Source organism: Pseudomonas sp. Pseusp9, assembly GCF_059491265.1.
The window spans coordinates 3,445,013-3,459,613 of record NZ_CP168500.1; the positions used below are offsets into that span (position 1 = coordinate 3,445,013).

The 14,601-nt window shown below is 58.5% G+C and carries 13 protein-coding genes and 2 pseudogenes; 10 read left to right on the plus strand and 5 right to left on the minus strand.

Translation table 11 applies throughout. The features are described from left to right. Nucleotides 1-23: 23 nt before the first annotated feature. A complete protein-coding gene (locus tag ACEN8E_RS15450; protein WP_495588829.1) occupies nucleotides 24-1,352 on the minus strand; it encodes a sensor histidine kinase in 1,329 nt (442 codons plus the stop codon). Next, nucleotides 1,349-2,008, minus strand: coding sequence for a response regulator transcription factor (locus ACEN8E_RS15455; protein ID WP_495588830.1), 660 nt, complete (start codon nucleotides 2,006-2,008; stop codon nucleotides 1,349-1,351). Before ACEN8E_RS15455 ends, ACEN8E_RS15450 begins: the two co-directional genes overlap by 4 nt. A 132-nt stretch (nucleotides 2,009-2,140) precedes the next feature. On the opposite strand from ACEN8E_RS15455, the gene ACEN8E_RS15460 reads away from it, so the two are divergent. From ACEN8E_RS15460 to ACEN8E_RS15485, 6 genes and pseudogenes are all read left to right on the plus strand, one after another. Beyond that, nucleotides 2,141-2,464, plus strand: coding sequence for a PepSY domain-containing protein (locus ACEN8E_RS15460; RefSeq protein ID WP_495588831.1), 324 nt, complete (start codon nucleotides 2,141-2,143; stop codon nucleotides 2,462-2,464). Between the two features lie 92 nt (nucleotides 2,465-2,556). Further along, the gene (locus tag ACEN8E_RS15465; RefSeq protein ID WP_495588832.1) at nucleotides 2,557-3,027 is read left to right on the plus strand and encodes a DUF2271 domain-containing protein; all 471 of its coding nucleotides are present in this window, start codon (nucleotides 2,557-2,559) and stop codon (nucleotides 3,025-3,027) included. 25 nt (nucleotides 3,028-3,052) lie between these two features. Then, complete coding sequence (locus ACEN8E_RS15470; protein ID WP_495588833.1) at nucleotides 3,053-5,233, plus strand: PepSY domain-containing protein; 2,181 nt, start codon at nucleotides 3,053-3,055, stop codon at nucleotides 5,231-5,233. Next, nucleotides 5,217-6,188, plus strand: a complete 972-nt coding sequence (locus ACEN8E_RS15475; protein ID WP_495588834.1) for an FAD:protein FMN transferase — start codon at nucleotides 5,217-5,219, stop codon at nucleotides 6,186-6,188. The genes ACEN8E_RS15470 and ACEN8E_RS15475 overlap by 17 nt, the downstream gene beginning before the upstream one ends. 69 nt (nucleotides 6,189-6,257) lie before the next feature. Next, nucleotides 6,258-6,604, plus strand: a pseudogene (locus ACEN8E_RS15480) (VIT1/CCC1 transporter family protein); the annotation flags it as partial. A gap of 46 nt (nucleotides 6,605-6,650) precedes the next feature. Then, a pseudogene (locus ACEN8E_RS15485) lies at nucleotides 6,651-6,929 on the plus strand (site-specific integrase); the annotation flags it as partial. A 760-nt stretch (nucleotides 6,930-7,689) separates the two neighbouring features. On the opposite strand, the gene ACEN8E_RS15490 reads toward ACEN8E_RS15485, so the two are convergent. Further along, nucleotides 7,690-8,916, minus strand: coding sequence for an RtcB family protein (locus ACEN8E_RS15490; RefSeq protein WP_495588835.1), 1,227 nt, complete (start codon nucleotides 8,914-8,916; stop codon nucleotides 7,690-7,692). A 272-nt stretch (nucleotides 8,917-9,188) separates the two neighbouring features. Here ACEN8E_RS15490 and ACEN8E_RS15495 point away from each other — a divergent pair, with 272 nt between their 5' ends. Then, a complete protein-coding gene (locus tag ACEN8E_RS15495; RefSeq protein WP_495588836.1) occupies nucleotides 9,189-9,521 on the plus strand; it encodes a hypothetical protein in 333 nt (110 codons plus the stop codon). 373 nt (nucleotides 9,522-9,894) lie between these two features. Here ACEN8E_RS15495 and ACEN8E_RS15500 read toward each other — a convergent pair whose 3' ends face one another. Next, nucleotides 9,895-11,178 carry a cystathionine gamma-synthase family protein gene (locus ACEN8E_RS15500; RefSeq protein ID WP_495588837.1) on the minus strand — a complete coding sequence of 428 codons (1,284 nt, stop codon included), beginning with the start codon at nucleotides 11,176-11,178 and terminating at the stop codon, nucleotides 9,895-9,897. Between the two features lie 423 nt (nucleotides 11,179-11,601). Next, nucleotides 11,602-12,060, minus strand: a complete 459-nt coding sequence (locus ACEN8E_RS15505; protein WP_495588838.1) for an Lrp/AsnC family transcriptional regulator — start codon at nucleotides 12,058-12,060, stop codon at nucleotides 11,602-11,604. A 135-nt stretch (nucleotides 12,061-12,195) separates the two neighbouring features. Here ACEN8E_RS15505 and ACEN8E_RS15510 point away from each other — a divergent pair, with 135 nt between their 5' ends. From ACEN8E_RS15510 to ACEN8E_RS15520, 3 genes are read left to right on the plus strand one after another with little or no spacing between them, the layout of a single operon-like run. Beyond that, complete coding sequence (locus ACEN8E_RS15510) at nucleotides 12,196-12,321, plus strand: hypothetical protein (protein WP_495588839.1); 126 nt, start codon at nucleotides 12,196-12,198, stop codon at nucleotides 12,319-12,321. A 15-nt stretch (nucleotides 12,322-12,336) separates the two neighbouring features. After that, nucleotides 12,337-13,377 carry a PLP-dependent cysteine synthase family protein gene (locus ACEN8E_RS15515; protein ID WP_495588840.1) on the plus strand — a complete coding sequence of 347 codons (1,041 nt, stop codon included), beginning with the start codon at nucleotides 12,337-12,339 and terminating at the stop codon, nucleotides 13,375-13,377. A 22-nt stretch (nucleotides 13,378-13,399) separates the two neighbouring features. Continuing rightward, a complete protein-coding gene (locus ACEN8E_RS15520; RefSeq protein ID WP_495588841.1) occupies nucleotides 13,400-14,578 on the plus strand; it encodes a trans-sulfuration enzyme family protein in 1,179 nt (392 codons plus the stop codon). Nucleotides 14,579-14,601 lie beyond the last annotated feature (23 nt).

Genomic DNA, 14,601 nt, shown 5'->3' on the forward strand with positions numbered 1-14,601 from the left:
GGGGCCTGGCGACCTGGTTGGAACTAGGCAAGCGGTAACCAGACGAACACTTCGAATCCCTCCTGTCGACCTGTTGCAGGGGAAAGCAATTTCATTCTCGCGTTGACCCCCTGCACGATGGTTTTAGTAATCGCCAACCCCAGCCCTGAACCACTGATTTCACTGTGACCGCGCACAAAACGCTCTGTCAGGTGCTGCAATACCGACTGCGGCACCGCCGGGCCGCTATTGACCACCCGTAGCTGTGCCTGTTCGGTGAGGCTGACTTCGATCGGTTGATCCGCTGCGCCGTACTTCAGCGCATTTTCGATCAGGTTGCGCAACAGGATGCCAAAGGCGTCCGGATCAATGGTCGAGTACACGCAGGCCTGGTTTGGCAGCTGCAACTTGATCCGGTGCCCACTGCTGTTGTTCCACTCATCAACCACGTGGGCCAGCAACGGAATGAGGTCCTGAGGCGTTTCGGACAACAACCCACCGCCCTCGGCCTTGGCCAGCTGCATGAGTTTTTCCGAGAGCCGCGTCAGCTCGCGCAACGAGTTTTCGATTTTAGTCGCACGTAACCGCAACGGACCTTCGGGCGCTTCTTGACGCAAACGCTGGATTTGCGCCAGGGTCGCGGCCAGTGGCGTGCGCAGTTCATGGGCGCTGTTGGCAGTAAAGCTGCGTTCGGCCTCCAAGGCCTTGCGCAAGCGCTCTAACAGATGATTGACCGCCTCGGCCAACGGGTCGAATTCTGCCGGCAGGCGCTCCACCTTGATCGGTGACAGATCACCCACACCACGCGCCGCAACAGCACGGCGGTAAGCCAACACGCTGCGCAGGCTGACACGCACAAGCATCCAGGTGCCGAAAAGACTGATGGGGATCAGTGCCAATAACGGCAACAGCAAGGCAAACAAAGCTTCCCGCGCGGCTTCACGACGATGCTCCAGAGGTTCGGCGACGTCAATGAACACCGTCCCACGTAGCGCACTGGCGCCATACAAACGGTATTTTTCAGTGGTTGAAAAACCTTCGACAGGTTGTGGGCGAAAGATCTTCGGGTTGGCGTCGTGGGACTGCATCAGGATCTCGCCCTTGGCATCGCGCACCAGATACGTCAGGTATTCCTTGTGCATTTTCAGGGTGGCGACGTGTTGGGCCTCATGAGGACTCTCGCGATTGCTGATTTCCAGCACAGCCAGAGGCAGGATGCGCTGCGCGGTCTCTTCCAACGCACTGTCGAACGCCTCGTTCAATTCGTGCTGCACCACCAGCCAGGTGCCGACGGTCGCCGCCAGCCACAGTAAGGTCGTGCCCAACGTCAGCCCCAGGCCGAGACGTTTTTGCAGGCTTGACGACGACTTCATGCGGACATCAACCGGTAACCCATGCCCCGCACGGTTTCAATCAGGTCGCGCCCGAGTTTTTTACGCAGCCGACTGATGTAGACCTCGATGGTGTTGCTCTCGATTTCGGCACCGAAGGCATACAGCCGCTCTTCTAGCTGCGACTTGGACAGCAGCGCGCTGGGGCGCTGCACAAACGCTTCGAACAGCGCCCACTCCCGCGCTGTCAGGTCCACCGTCGCACCGGCCCGCAACACCGTGCGGGCACTCATGTCGACCTGCAAGTCGCCGAGTCTGATCTGTGGGTTTGGGTTGCCGCTATAGCGCCGGGCCACCGCCGCCACACGGGCCGAGAGCTCGAACAGGTCGAACGGTTTGACCAGGTAGTCGTCGGCGCCCGCGTTGAGGCCAGCGATACGATCGGAAATCTGATCCTGGGCGGTCAGGATAATCACCGGGGTCACGTCCCCTGCCGAACGTTGCTGACGCAAAAAATCCAGCCCGCGACCGTCCGGGAGCATCAGGTCGAGCAGGATCAGGTCGTAAGGCGTGGTGCGTACGCTGTTGCGCGCGTGGTCCAGGCGCTGCACCCAATCGACTGCGTGGCCGTCATCGGCGATCTGCTCGCGCACCGATTCCCCCAAGCCTGGAGCGTCCTCGACCAATAGAACCCGCATCTGGCACCTCCTGTGATGGTTGTCGTGCAGCACCTTAATCGCCTTACCTGACGTGAATCTGAAGATTCAGCTGGTTGTCAGGAATGCACCTTAGGGTATGCCACAGACGCCGACCTCGGCAGGAGACAGATCATGAAATCAGGTTTTATTGCCAATGCCGCGCTGTTGAGCCTGCTGCTCAGCGGTTACGCCCTGGCCGGTGACGACTGCAGCGACCCGGTGAGCGACTGGCAACCGCGCGAAACCTTGCGTCAGCAGGTAGAACGGCAATACGGCTGGAGCGTGCAGCGCATCAAGGTCGACGACGGTTGTTACGAGCTCAAGGGCCTGGACCGCAAAGGCAATGCCATCGAAGCCAGCTACTCACCGGCCTCGCTGCGCCTGCACACACTCGAGATCCATTTCCGCGACGACGGCGATGCCAGGGACTACCTCGGCAGCCCGCTCACCGAATGACGACTCACCTGCCGATGAGTTTTTCCTGCGCTACAGGTTGCTGTCAGCAAGCAGGTCCAGGCTCTCGACCTAACGATCAAAAGGACACATTCATGAAAAAGATCATAGCAGCAACCTGCCTCGCCGGCGCCATTGCCCTGCCGGGGCTGGCCCAGGCCCGTGAAGTGACTCTGACCACACAGCTCAAGGATTACAGCGGTAATGATGCGTACCTGGCGATCTACGTCACCGACGCCTCTGGCCAATACCATAAAACCCTCTGGGTGGCCGGCAAGAAGGCAAAATATTACAAACACCTGGGCGACTGGGCTCGTGGTAGCGGAATGAACCCGAGCGAGTTCGATGGGGTCAGCGGTGCCAGTGTCGGCAGTGGGCGTACGCTCAAAGTCAGCGTCGAACTGGCAGATACGCTGATCGATGCCGGGTATCAGATCCACATCGACAGCGCCGTCGAGGATAAACGTGATGCCCGCGCCGATGTCAGCGTGCCCCTGACATCCAAGGGCGTAGGCAAGCCGGTGGCCGGCAACACCTACGTCGAGTCCTTTACTTACGATCTGTAGCACCTGCCCTTTCTGGAGGCTGAACATGCTTCGCCAGCTCCATTCCCTGCCCGGTTTGATCGCCGCCCTGTTGGTCATGCTGTTGGCCATCAGCGGCGCGGTGCTGTCCGTCGACCCGGCCCTGGAACGCCTGTACAGTACGCCCACCACACCAGGACAACTCAACGTCGGCCAACTGGCCGGACGCGTTGCCAGCCACTTCCAGGGCGTGGAGCAGATCCAGCGCACTGCGTCCGGTACGGTTATCGTCTACTACAACCACAACGGCCAAGCCGAGGCTGAAAAGGTCGACCCACTGACCGGCCAAGGCCAGGCTCCCTACGAGCCATCGGCGTTCTCACGTTGGGTGAAAGAGCTGCACCGCTCGCTATTCCTTGGCTCGCCAGGCCATTGGGCGTCGGGGGTTGGCGCGCTGTTCATTCTGATGCTGTCGGTGTCCGGCGCGCTGTTGCTGGCCCGGCGCCTGGGTGGCTGGCGCAACCTGCTGCGGCCACTGCGGGGCACCTTCAGCCAGCGCTGGCATGCCGAAGTCGGGCGATTGGTATTGCCCGGGCTGCTGCTCTCGGCATTGAGTGGGCTCTACATGTGCGCCACCACCTTTGGTTTCATCGCCGACGGCAGTCAGAGTGAACCCGCCTTCCCCGCCCACGTCAGCGCCGACCCAGCCTTGCCGGTGGCGAACCTGCAAGCCTTGCAGACCACCGACCTGAACGACCTGCGCGACCTGGTCTACCCGACCCCCGGCAACCCGCGCGATGTGTTTTCCCTGCGCACGGCCCAGGGCGACGGCTACGTGGATCAGGCCAGCGGCGCCCTTTTGTCCTATCAAGCCCACGACTCGATGCACAACCTCTACGAATGGATCTATCAGCTGCACACTGGCGAAGGCCTCTGGTGGCTGGGCCTGCCGCTTGGGCTCTGCGCCCTCTGCGTGCCGTTGATGAGCGTGACCGGCATCCTGCTGTGGTGGCGCCGCCGCAAGGCTCGCCCGAACATCCGCCACAACAGCCCTGCCCACTCCGCCGACAGCGTGATTCTGGTGGGCAGCGAAAACAACAGCACCTGGGGTTTTGCCAAAACCTTGCACGACGCCTTGCACCAGAGTGGCCATCAGGTACACAGCGCGGCGATGAATGAATGGGTCGGCGATTACCGCAATGCCCAACGGGTGTTCATCCTCACCGCGACCCACGGTGACGGCGATGCGCCGGCCTCGGCTTCGCAGTTCCTGACGCGGCTGGCCAAAACCGGCCTCAAGCCCGGCCTGCCCTTTGCGGTGCTGGGCCTTGGCGACCGCCAGTTTGCGCAGTTCTGTCAGTACGCCCATCAAGTGCAGGACGCAATGTTGCAGGCCGGTGGCTCGCCATTGCTGGGGCTAGAAACCGTCAACCGTCAGTCCCCTCAGGAGTTTGCCCGCTGGGGCCACGCGTTAGGCGACGTGTTGGGGCAGGAGCTGGCGCTGGTTCACACCCCGCAGCAGCCGCGTACCCATCAATTGGAGCTGACAGAGCGGATTGCCTATGGCGAACAGGTGAATGCGCCGACCCACGTGCTGCGCTTCAAAGCCTCCGGCGAGTTGCCGGGCTTTCTGGCCGGTGATCTTGTCGGAATTCTGCCCCCGGGCAGCCCGATCCCGCGCTTCTATTCGCTGGCCAGCGGTTCGCAGGACGGCGTTCTGGAGATCTGTGTGCGTAAACACAACGGTGGCATGTGCTCGGAATTCCTTCATGGCCTGAACATCGGCGCGCAGATCGAAGCCTTTATCCAGCCCAACCCGCAATTTCGCCCGGCATCGGGCACGCATCCGGTAATTCTGATCGGCGCCGGTACCGGCATCGGTCCTCTGGCCGGTTTTATTCGTAACAACAAGGCCCGACACCCGATGCACTTGTATTGGGGCGGGCGCAACCCGGCCTCGGATTTTCTCTATGAACCGGAGCTCAACCAATACTTGTCAGACCGACGCCTCACGGCATTGCGCGCCACCTTCTCTCAGGTTCAGGACTGCAGCTACGTGCAAGACCGGCTGATCAGCGATGCCCTGGCCTTGCGCCGACTGATTGAAAAAGGTGCCCAGGTTCTGGTGTGTGGCAGTCGCGAGATGGCCAAGGGCGTGATACATGCCCTCGATGAAGTGTTGGCGCCTCTCAACCTGAATGTGCTGACCCTCAAGGCACAAGGACGCTACCGTGAAGACGTCTACTGAGTTGCAGCGCTACAGCCTGAACGGCGACACCATGGGCACTCGCTATACCGCCCTGTTTTATGCCGGGGCCGGGATCGATACCGACGATGTTGGCCATCGCCTGGCGCGCGCGGTGGCCCGGGTGGACCAGCAAATGTCCACCTGGAAACCCGACTCGGACCTCAACCGCCTCAACACCGCCCCCGAGCAAGAATGGGTGTCAGTACCCAAGGAACTGGCCACGGTGCTGTCTGCTGCACTGCATGTCAGTCAGCAATCCGGCGGAGCCTTCGACATCGCTGTCGGTGATCTGGTTAACGCCTGGGGGTTCGGCCCCGGGGAACAGACGGTCACAGAGCAGGCGTTCGGCACGATGCCGCAGCGCGTCCGGCTGTTAGCCAGCTCCGCGTTGGTGGTTGACCCGCAACGCAATCAGGTGCGCAAGCGCGTGCCGCTGAACCTTGATTTGAGTGGGATCGCCAAAGGCTTTGGCGTGGATGAACTGGCTCGTTGCCTGGAGGGTTTGGGCATCACCCGCTACCTGGTCGGCATCGATGGCGAGATGCGCGCCCGGGGCGTCAAACCTGACGACCAGTGCTGGGCCGTGGCCCTGGAAAAGCCCAACCGGGGCGTGCGCGAAGTCATGGGCGTGATGGAACTTAGCGATGCCGCTATCGCGACCTCTGGGGACTATCGACACTGGGTCGACGTGGCTGGTCGATCCTATGCTCATACCATGAACCCGGCCACCGGCGCACCGCTGTGCAACCGACTGGCCGCCGTCACTGTGGTAGCCGCCACGTGCATGCTTGCCGATGCCTGGGCCACGGCGCTGATGGTGCTGGGCGAAACCGAAGGCCCACGCCTGGCTCAGGAGCGCGGGATGGACGCGCTGTTCATATTGCGCGAGGGTGACCAGTTCAACGAAATATGCATTGTCGGCGGCCAGCTGCAGGCGCAGATTGAAACCCGCTGACGCCGATTGCCGGACCGATCGGACCCCGTCCGATTTGAACCGCCTAATGACAGTGAGTCCCGTTGAACAATGAAATTCATGCACAGGCACACCGAGACACACCGAAGCGATCGTATTGGCTGGCTGCGCGCCGCCGTCCTTGAGGCCAACGATGGGATTGTCTCTACCGCCAGTCTGCTAATCGGCGTCGCGCCAGCCACGCCACCTTGCTGGTCACGGGAATGGCAGGGCTGATGGCCGGTGCGATGTCCATGGCGGCAGGCGAGTACATTTCCTTTCACTCCTTGGCCGATACCGAGCGGGCCGACCTGACCCGGGAACGGGCAGAATTGGCAAGCGCCCCAAATGCCGAACACCTTGAGCTAGAGAACATCTACATGCATCGCGGCGTGTCACCTAATCTGGCGCATCAGGTGACCTTCTGGGGTGCGCTGGCCATGGGCATCACAGCACTGGTGGGATGTGGACATGAAAGTGGCGAGCACGCAGGTCGGTGATCGCCAGGCCCGATTCAAAAACCGCAAGGCACTCTCAAGACGGCGTCACGACGACACCCAGGTCCTTGCCGACGGCCAGAACGGCGACTGGACGCCGCATGACCTGCGCCGCACGGGCGCGAACATGATGCAGGCTTTGGCTGTCAGCCTGGACGTCATTGACCGCTGCCAAAACCATGTGCTGGCCGGCACCCGGGCGAGACGCCACTACCTGCATCATGATGACTATGCCGAAGAGAGGAAACACTCCTTCTGCTTACACAGAATTTAGTTGTGTTGCGTCGACCGGTTGAATCCACAGTCGTTTGAAGCCTTTCGCAACAGTCAGCACAGCCAAAAGCGGGCGTTCGCCTAAGGACTGCTTCAGACACAGGCTGGGTGAAAATCCATGCGCTGTTTTGTAGTCTGCGTTGCTATGTAAAATCTGCCCGCGTTTGGTTAGTCAGCCCGCCCTGAAATTTACGTAGGAAGGCGGTTTTCGTTCCTATTCTGACTGTAAAACTTGCTCTAAAACGTTTTCACACAGCCTGGACCCAAAATGGACATCATTTTGACAGGGATATCCATTGGTCATTGCCCGAGAAGGCGCGATTGCATGCTCTCCCGGACAAATACATTGACGCAATCAGTTACCGAATGACTCCATCAGGCCTCTAGTACCAACTGTGATAAACGTAGACTAAGGCGTTGACGTAGGAGAACATGTGAGTCGGCTCGAAAACTAAATTTCAGCTATTAATCAAAAAGTTAACTTAACTTTGGCGAATTTAGCGCGAATCCCGGCCTACCCTCCACGTGTTCTACGTCGGGGTCTGCTGGATAACGGCTATAGCGAATTGCCGATCGCCAGCGAGCATGCTGTCGCCATTGATGGTCTGCCGCCCATACACCAGGATCCGTTTGACCGCATCCTGGTGGCGCAGGCGATGGTCGCGCAGTACCCGGGGCCTGTGCGGAAGGTGTAACGGTTGTCTGCTGCGAAGGACGCCTGAGACAGCGCTCAACTATCCCTTTACACACACCACCTGGCGCAGGGTGTGCACGACTTCCACCATCTCGCGCTGGGCTTCCATGACGCGGTCGATGTCCTTGTAAGCCATCGGGATTTCGTCGATCACGTCAGCGTCTTTGCGACACTCGACATGCGCGGTGGCACGGATCTGGTCGGCGACGGTGAACAGCTTTTTCGCCTGGGTCCGGCTCATGACGCGGCCCGCGCCGTGGCTGCAGGAGCAGAACGACTCCTCGTTGCCCAGCCCGCGAACGATGAAGCTCTTGACGCCCATGGAGCCCGGGATGATCCCCAGTTCACCCTTTTGCGCCGACACCGCGCCCTTGCGGGTGACCAATACCTCCCTGCCGAAGTGCCACTCCTTTTGCACGTAATTGTGGTGGCAGTTCACTGCCTCCAGTTCTGCGTCAAAGGGCTTGGCAATGACCTGGCGCGCCGCGCCGATGACCGCGTGCATCATCAAGGCGCGGTTCTGCCGGGCGAAATCCTGGGCCCAGCCTACGGCTTCCACATAATCGGCGAAGTGCCGGCTGCCTTCCTCAAAATAGGCCAGGTCGCGATGGGGCAGGTTGGCGATGTGCTGGCGCATGTCGGCCTGGGCCAGTTCGATGAACAGGCAGCCGATGGCGTTGCCGACCCCGCGTGAACCGCTGTGCAACATGAACCAGACACGGTTGGCTTCATCCAGGCAGACTTCGATGAAATGGTTGCCGGTACCCAGGGTACCCAGATGCTGGCGATTGTTGGTCTTTTCCAGCCGCGGGTACTTGTCGGTGATCGCCTTGAAGCGCCCGGCCAGCGCTCTCCAGGCATGCTCCGCCGAGCCGGGTACGTTGTCCCAGGCTCCCGTATCGCGCTTGTTTCGGCCGAAGCTGCGTCCGTGGGGTACGGCTTTCTCGATGGCGCTGCGCAGGCGGCCCAGGTTATCCGGCAGGTCGGCGGCGGTCAGTGAGGTGCACGCGGCGATCATGCCGCAACCGATGTCCACTCCCACAGCGGCCGGGATGATGGCGCCGACAGTCGGGACCACGCTGCCGATGGTCGAGCCCTTGCCAAGGTGCACGTCGGGCATCACGGCCAAGTGCTTGAAGATGAAGGGCATCTTCGCGGTGGCGATCAGTTGGGCCCTGGCCTCGGGTTCGACAGGCACGCCGTGGGTCCAGAGCTTGATCGGCTTGCCGCCGGGGACATCCAGGAGTTCGTAGGTGGGGGTTGGCATGGGGGATTCCTCCGCGGGGGCAGGAATATTTTACAGTGTTCTGGCGGGCCCTATCGCTGGCAAGCCAGCTCGCCCTGCTTGCTGGTGATAGGACACTGGTACATGCGGAGCCACAATTTTCAAGCTCCCCATCTTGTCTGCCGGCATCACTATCATCAGCTGTCTAACAGGCATCTATCTCGTCAGGTCTGACTTTGCGACGCGTTACTACAGAGTCCGGCCATGCTGATAGAATCGCTCACGTTATACATAACATCCTACTGAGAAATGGTATGAATGCAGAATTGACGGAAGAAGAGATGCGCCGGGCACTATTCGGTGGTTCTGAGTCCCATGCGCCGGCAATTAACTCACACGTGCAAGACACCGCTCCGGAAGTCGTGATCGTGCAACCGGTAAAGGCAGAGAAGAAAAAGAAAGTCTCAAAAAGCTTCACGCCTAGGCTGAGAGTAACGTTGCGTGTGGGTAATGAATTTGAAGGCGAGACGCACGAGTTGGTACATGAGGCCGATACGCTGAGTTCCCTAGTTGCGGAGCAAGAAGCTACTAAGAAAGCCAGAAAAAAATTCAGGTTTGTGGAAGTTGTGTCGGTCAAGTCGATGTAAGTTGGCACTCTCACTTGGCATTGAACCACCTTCGGTTACCGTGGGTCACTCGACTGAGCGGTCGTGTCGATTGAGGCCTCAAACCTCAGAGTACGGTAGTAGTATCGCGGACTGACTCTAACACTATCACTCCATTCAAAATCTCATTGCCTAACTGATCACCAGTCCTAGGCCTCGTAGCTGACGGTGGCGATAGGCAGAAAGCGGCCAATAACCGACATTTTCCCCTCGCTCAATTGTGCGAGTTTTCGGTACATATATCACACACCTGAAGCGCTCTCAGCACTTCAGGGGACTGATATCTACCATTTGCTGTGCAGGCTCAGTCCCCATCAGCCTAATGTTTCAGCTTCTCATTATTCTCCTCAGTTACTCAGCAATGACGCAGAGCATTATCCAGATCAGCGATCAGATCTTCCTCGTGTTCGAGGCCAATCGAGATCCGGATCAATCCCTCGGACACTCCTGCTTTACTGCGCAGCGCCTGCGGTACACCCGATTGTGTGGTCGACGCAGGATGGCAGACCAGGGACTCAGTGCCGCCGAGACTGACAGCCGACTTGAAAAGATGCAGGGCGTTGATAAAGCGGAAAGCCCGTTCGCGACCGCCGTCCAGTACGAACGAGAAGGTTGAGCCAGGACCCGTGCATTGCCGACGGTAGACTTCCTGATAGCTTCCATCCTCAATAAGCTCTGGATGCAGAACGACGATTTTCTGGTGGGGGTTGCTGGCCAGCCAGCGAGCGATCACCGTGCCGGTTCTTGCGGCCGCTTTCATACGCAGGACAAGTGTTTCCATCGAGCGAGAGATCATCCATGAGGAATGTGGGTCGAGTTGCGAGCCGAACAAGCTGCGAATACTGCGTACTTTGCCGATCAGCGCCTTATTGCCCGTGATGCCGCCGGCAACCAGGTCACTGTGCCCGCCCACATACTTGGTCAGTGAATACACGCACAGGTCAACTCCGTGTTCAACCGGCTTCTGGAAAATCGGCCCGAGCAGGGTGTTATCACAGACAATGATTGGCCGGTAGCCATGGCGCATTTCGAAAGCGTCGATTTCCTTACGTAACCCTTTCAGGTCGATCAGTGCATTGGTCGGGTTAGCAGGCGTCTCGATATAGCAGATTCTTAGCGGTCCCTTGCCCGCAGCGGCTTCCAGTGCGTCGGCAATGGATTGCATGGACAGGCCGTCGTCAATTCCATGTGCGCCGATTCCCCATTCCGAGAGAATTTTGGTGATCAGGGTTTCAGTACCACCATACAGCGGCGCCGATTGCACCAGTTGATCGCCTGGGCGCAGGAACGCAAACAGAACAGCACTGATGGCGGACATTCCACTGGATGTAATTGCGGCGGCTTCTGAGCCATCCAGCAGCGCAAGGCGGTCTTCGACGATTTCAAGGTTGGGATGATTGAAGCGACTGTAGACGAGGCCGGCTGATGAATCCTGCGGAATAGGTTTACGACCCGACACGACATCGAAGAACTCTGCGCCCTCCTCCGCCGTGCGAAACGCAAAGGTAGAGGTCAGGAAAACCGGTGGTTTGACTGCGCCTTCCGAGAGGAATGGGTCGTAGCCATAAGACATCATCAGTGTCTCAGGGTGCAACACATGACTTCCGATGGTTTTTTTATGATAGTTGGAATAAGACATAAGCCGCACCTTTCCGAGTTTGCGATCAAGACTCATCGCTCATAAACGCACCCACCTCGCTGGCATCGTTTCTGAGCCTGTTTGTGTTGGAAAGAGTTTATTCGGAAGGGAGAATATGAATTTTTCAAAATTCGTCAGGTTTTTCGTGGAATGGGAAATATCATTCTCCAAAACGGTCGATTTCGTTAAGTTCCGATATGCGAAAGCGTATTTGGATGGAATAGCTCCGAAGGTATTAAGGATTCCTCTGGGCGATGGACGCTTGACAATACAAAGTTGTCGGAGCGTGTGCTCTTTCAGTAATCAACCCGCTCCCTGAGCGGTAACAGCAGAATGGATGGGCAAAGCGCGAACCTGCAACAGGCGCATTTCAGTCCCGTCAGAGATCGCTTCGTGGCAGATACACCTGCCACGAAGCGCAGATTATCGAGGCAAAGGCAGTGCCGTTGTGTACTTGATCTGCTCCATGGCAAAGCTTGATGTGATGTTGGAAAGTCCGTCGATACTGGTGATCAGCTTCTTGTAGAAAGTGTCATAGGCGGCAATGTCGCTGACCACAACGCGCAACATATAGTCCCAATCCCCTGACATTCGATAGAACGCCATGACTTCCTCAAACTGAGACACGGTCTTGGCGAATGTATCCAGCCAGACCTTGTCATGACGCTGTGTCTTGACCTGCACCAGCACCGATAGCCCCAGGCCCAGCAGAACCGGGTCCAGCAGGGCTACTTTGGCCTTGATATAGCCCTCTTTCTCGAGCTTCTTGATCCGCTTCCAGCAGGGAGTCGTTGAAAGGTTGACGGCCTCGGCCAGATCTTTTAGAGGCATGTCAGCATCGCGTTGCAGGATGGAAAGGATGTGGCGATCAAAACTATCCATTTTTTTATTCTTTTTTTGTTTTACGTAGAAAATTTTTCTAATAAATAACCTAACAGCTGAAGAAATGGAAATTAATTTTCGAGTGGGCGGCAGTAGGATTTACACCATACAAAACGTGCCCAGAGCCCCTCAAAAATGAAGAAAATCATCGCAACCCCCACCGCGCCAACACCCTATCTGGCGCGAGCAGCAACAGGCGTGAATAGCCTGCCGCATGCTGCGCTGGTGAAAGTGGGCGCGATCGCCGTGGCTACCTGCTAAGGCGAGGGGAACTCTATGAACGAATGGATCCGTACAGCCATCAGCCGTATCTCTTGCGATCTGCTGCGCTCCGCCGACACCCACATCCACAAGCTGGAAATTCCAGGGTTGAAGGGCATCGACATTTACCTCAAGGACGAGAGCACACATCCAACCGGCAGCCTCAAGCATCGACTGGCGCGCTCGCTCTTTCTGCACGCTATCTGCAGTGGCAAGGTCCATGAGGGAACCCACGTGGTCGAGGCCTCTTCGGGCAGCACTGCCGTTTCCGAAGCCTACTTCGCCAAACTGCTTGGACTGCGCTTCACAGCCGTCATGCCGCGCAATACCGCGAGCAAAAAAATTGAGCAGGTCGAGATGCTCGGCGGGCACTGTTACTTCGTTGATCATTCGTCAGAGGTCTATGCCCAGGCGCAGCGCCTGGCACGCGAAAGCGAAGGACACTACATGGATCAATTTACCTATGCCGAACGGGCAACGGATTGGCGTGGCAACAACAATATTGCCGACAGTATCTTCCAGCAGATGACCGGCGAGGCGCACCCCATTCCCCACGCGGTTGTCATGAGCGCTGGGACTGGCGGCACCACCGCCACCATCGGCCGCTACATCCGCTACAAGGGTCACGCTACTCAGTTGGTTGTCGTGGACCCAGAGCACTCGGTTTTCTATGACAGCTATCGAAGAGGCGACTCAAGTCTTACCGGTAGCAAAGGCAGTCGCATAGAAGGCATCGGTCGTCCCCAGGTCGAGCCGTCGTTCCTGCCAGACGTCATCGACGACATGCTCAAGATCCCCGACGGGGCCAGCATCGCCACCCTTTACTGGCTGGAGAAAGTGCTCGGTAAAAAACCCGGGGGGTCCACCGGTACCAACATGTGGGGCGCCCTGAAAGTCGCATCGAAGATGCAGGAGCAAGGCTTGCAGGGTTCGATCGTGACTCTGATGTGCGATAGCGGCGACCGCTATCTGGACACCTATTACGACCGCGACTGGGTCGCTCGCCACATCGGCGACATCACACCCTATGCGAACCAACTCGATCGCTACCTTTAATACACGCGAGTCACAACTGTCTATGAGCCAGAACAAGAGCAATTTTTCCACCCAAGTGATCCACGCTGGCGAACAGTCGACCTATGCCGACAACACAATTTTCCCGGCGATCGTCACCTCCAGTTCGTTCGTCAAGCGCAGCCTTGACGACATCCCGGACTACGCCTACGGGCGAGTGGGCAACCCAACCCGACATGCCTATGAGAGCTGCATCGCGCAATTGGAGCATGGCTTTGGAGCCGTGGCCTGCGCCTCTGGCCTGGCTGCGACCGCCACCGTGCTTGAGCTATTGCCCAAGGACTCCCATGTGATTGTGATGGCGGGCGTCTATGGGGGCACCTTCCGCCTGATGGAAGACTACCGAAGCAAGACGTCCGGGCTCACCACCACCTACGTCGACCTCAATGACCTTGAGGCACTGGCCGCCAGTCGCCGCGACAACACCCGGTTGATCTGGATCGAGACACCGACCAACCCGCTGCTGCAACTGGTGGACATCCCGCGTGTGACAGCCTTCGCCCGCGACTACGGCATCCTGACCTGCGTCGACAACACCTTCTGCTCACCCTGGAACCAGCGTCCGATCGAGCACGGCGTCGACCTGGTGATGCACTCGGCGAGTAAATACATTGGCGGGCATTCCGACCTGATCGGGGGTGTCGTGGTCGCCGCCGATGAGCAACTGTTCACACGCTTGCGCGGGATCAGCATGGCCATTGGAGCAGTCCAGGGGCCGTTCGACTGCTACCTCGCCCTGCGCGGGCTCAAGACCCTTGACGTACGCATGGAGCGCCAGTGCAGCAATGCACTACAGATCGCCCGCTATCTCAGCCAGCACCCCCAGGTCGAGACCGTGTACTACCCAGGGCTGGAAAGCCATCCGCAGCACGAACTGTGCAAACGCCAGATGCGTTCTGGTGGCGCGGTGGTTTCACTGAAGCTCAAGGCCGACCGCAAAGCGATGGCAGCGTTCATAGAGCAACTGTCGATCTTTGTGCTGGCCGATTCCCTGGGCGGGGTGGAGAGCATGATCAACCACTCCTACAGCATGTCGCACAACTCGTTGAGCCATGAACAGAAAATCAGCCTGGGCATCGGCGAGAACCTGATCCGACTCTCCATCGGCCTGGAACATGTCGACGATCTGATCACCGACTTGAATGCGGGCTTTGATCGGCTACGTACGACCAACGTCGAATAAAAAAATCCCACTCCCCCTACAAG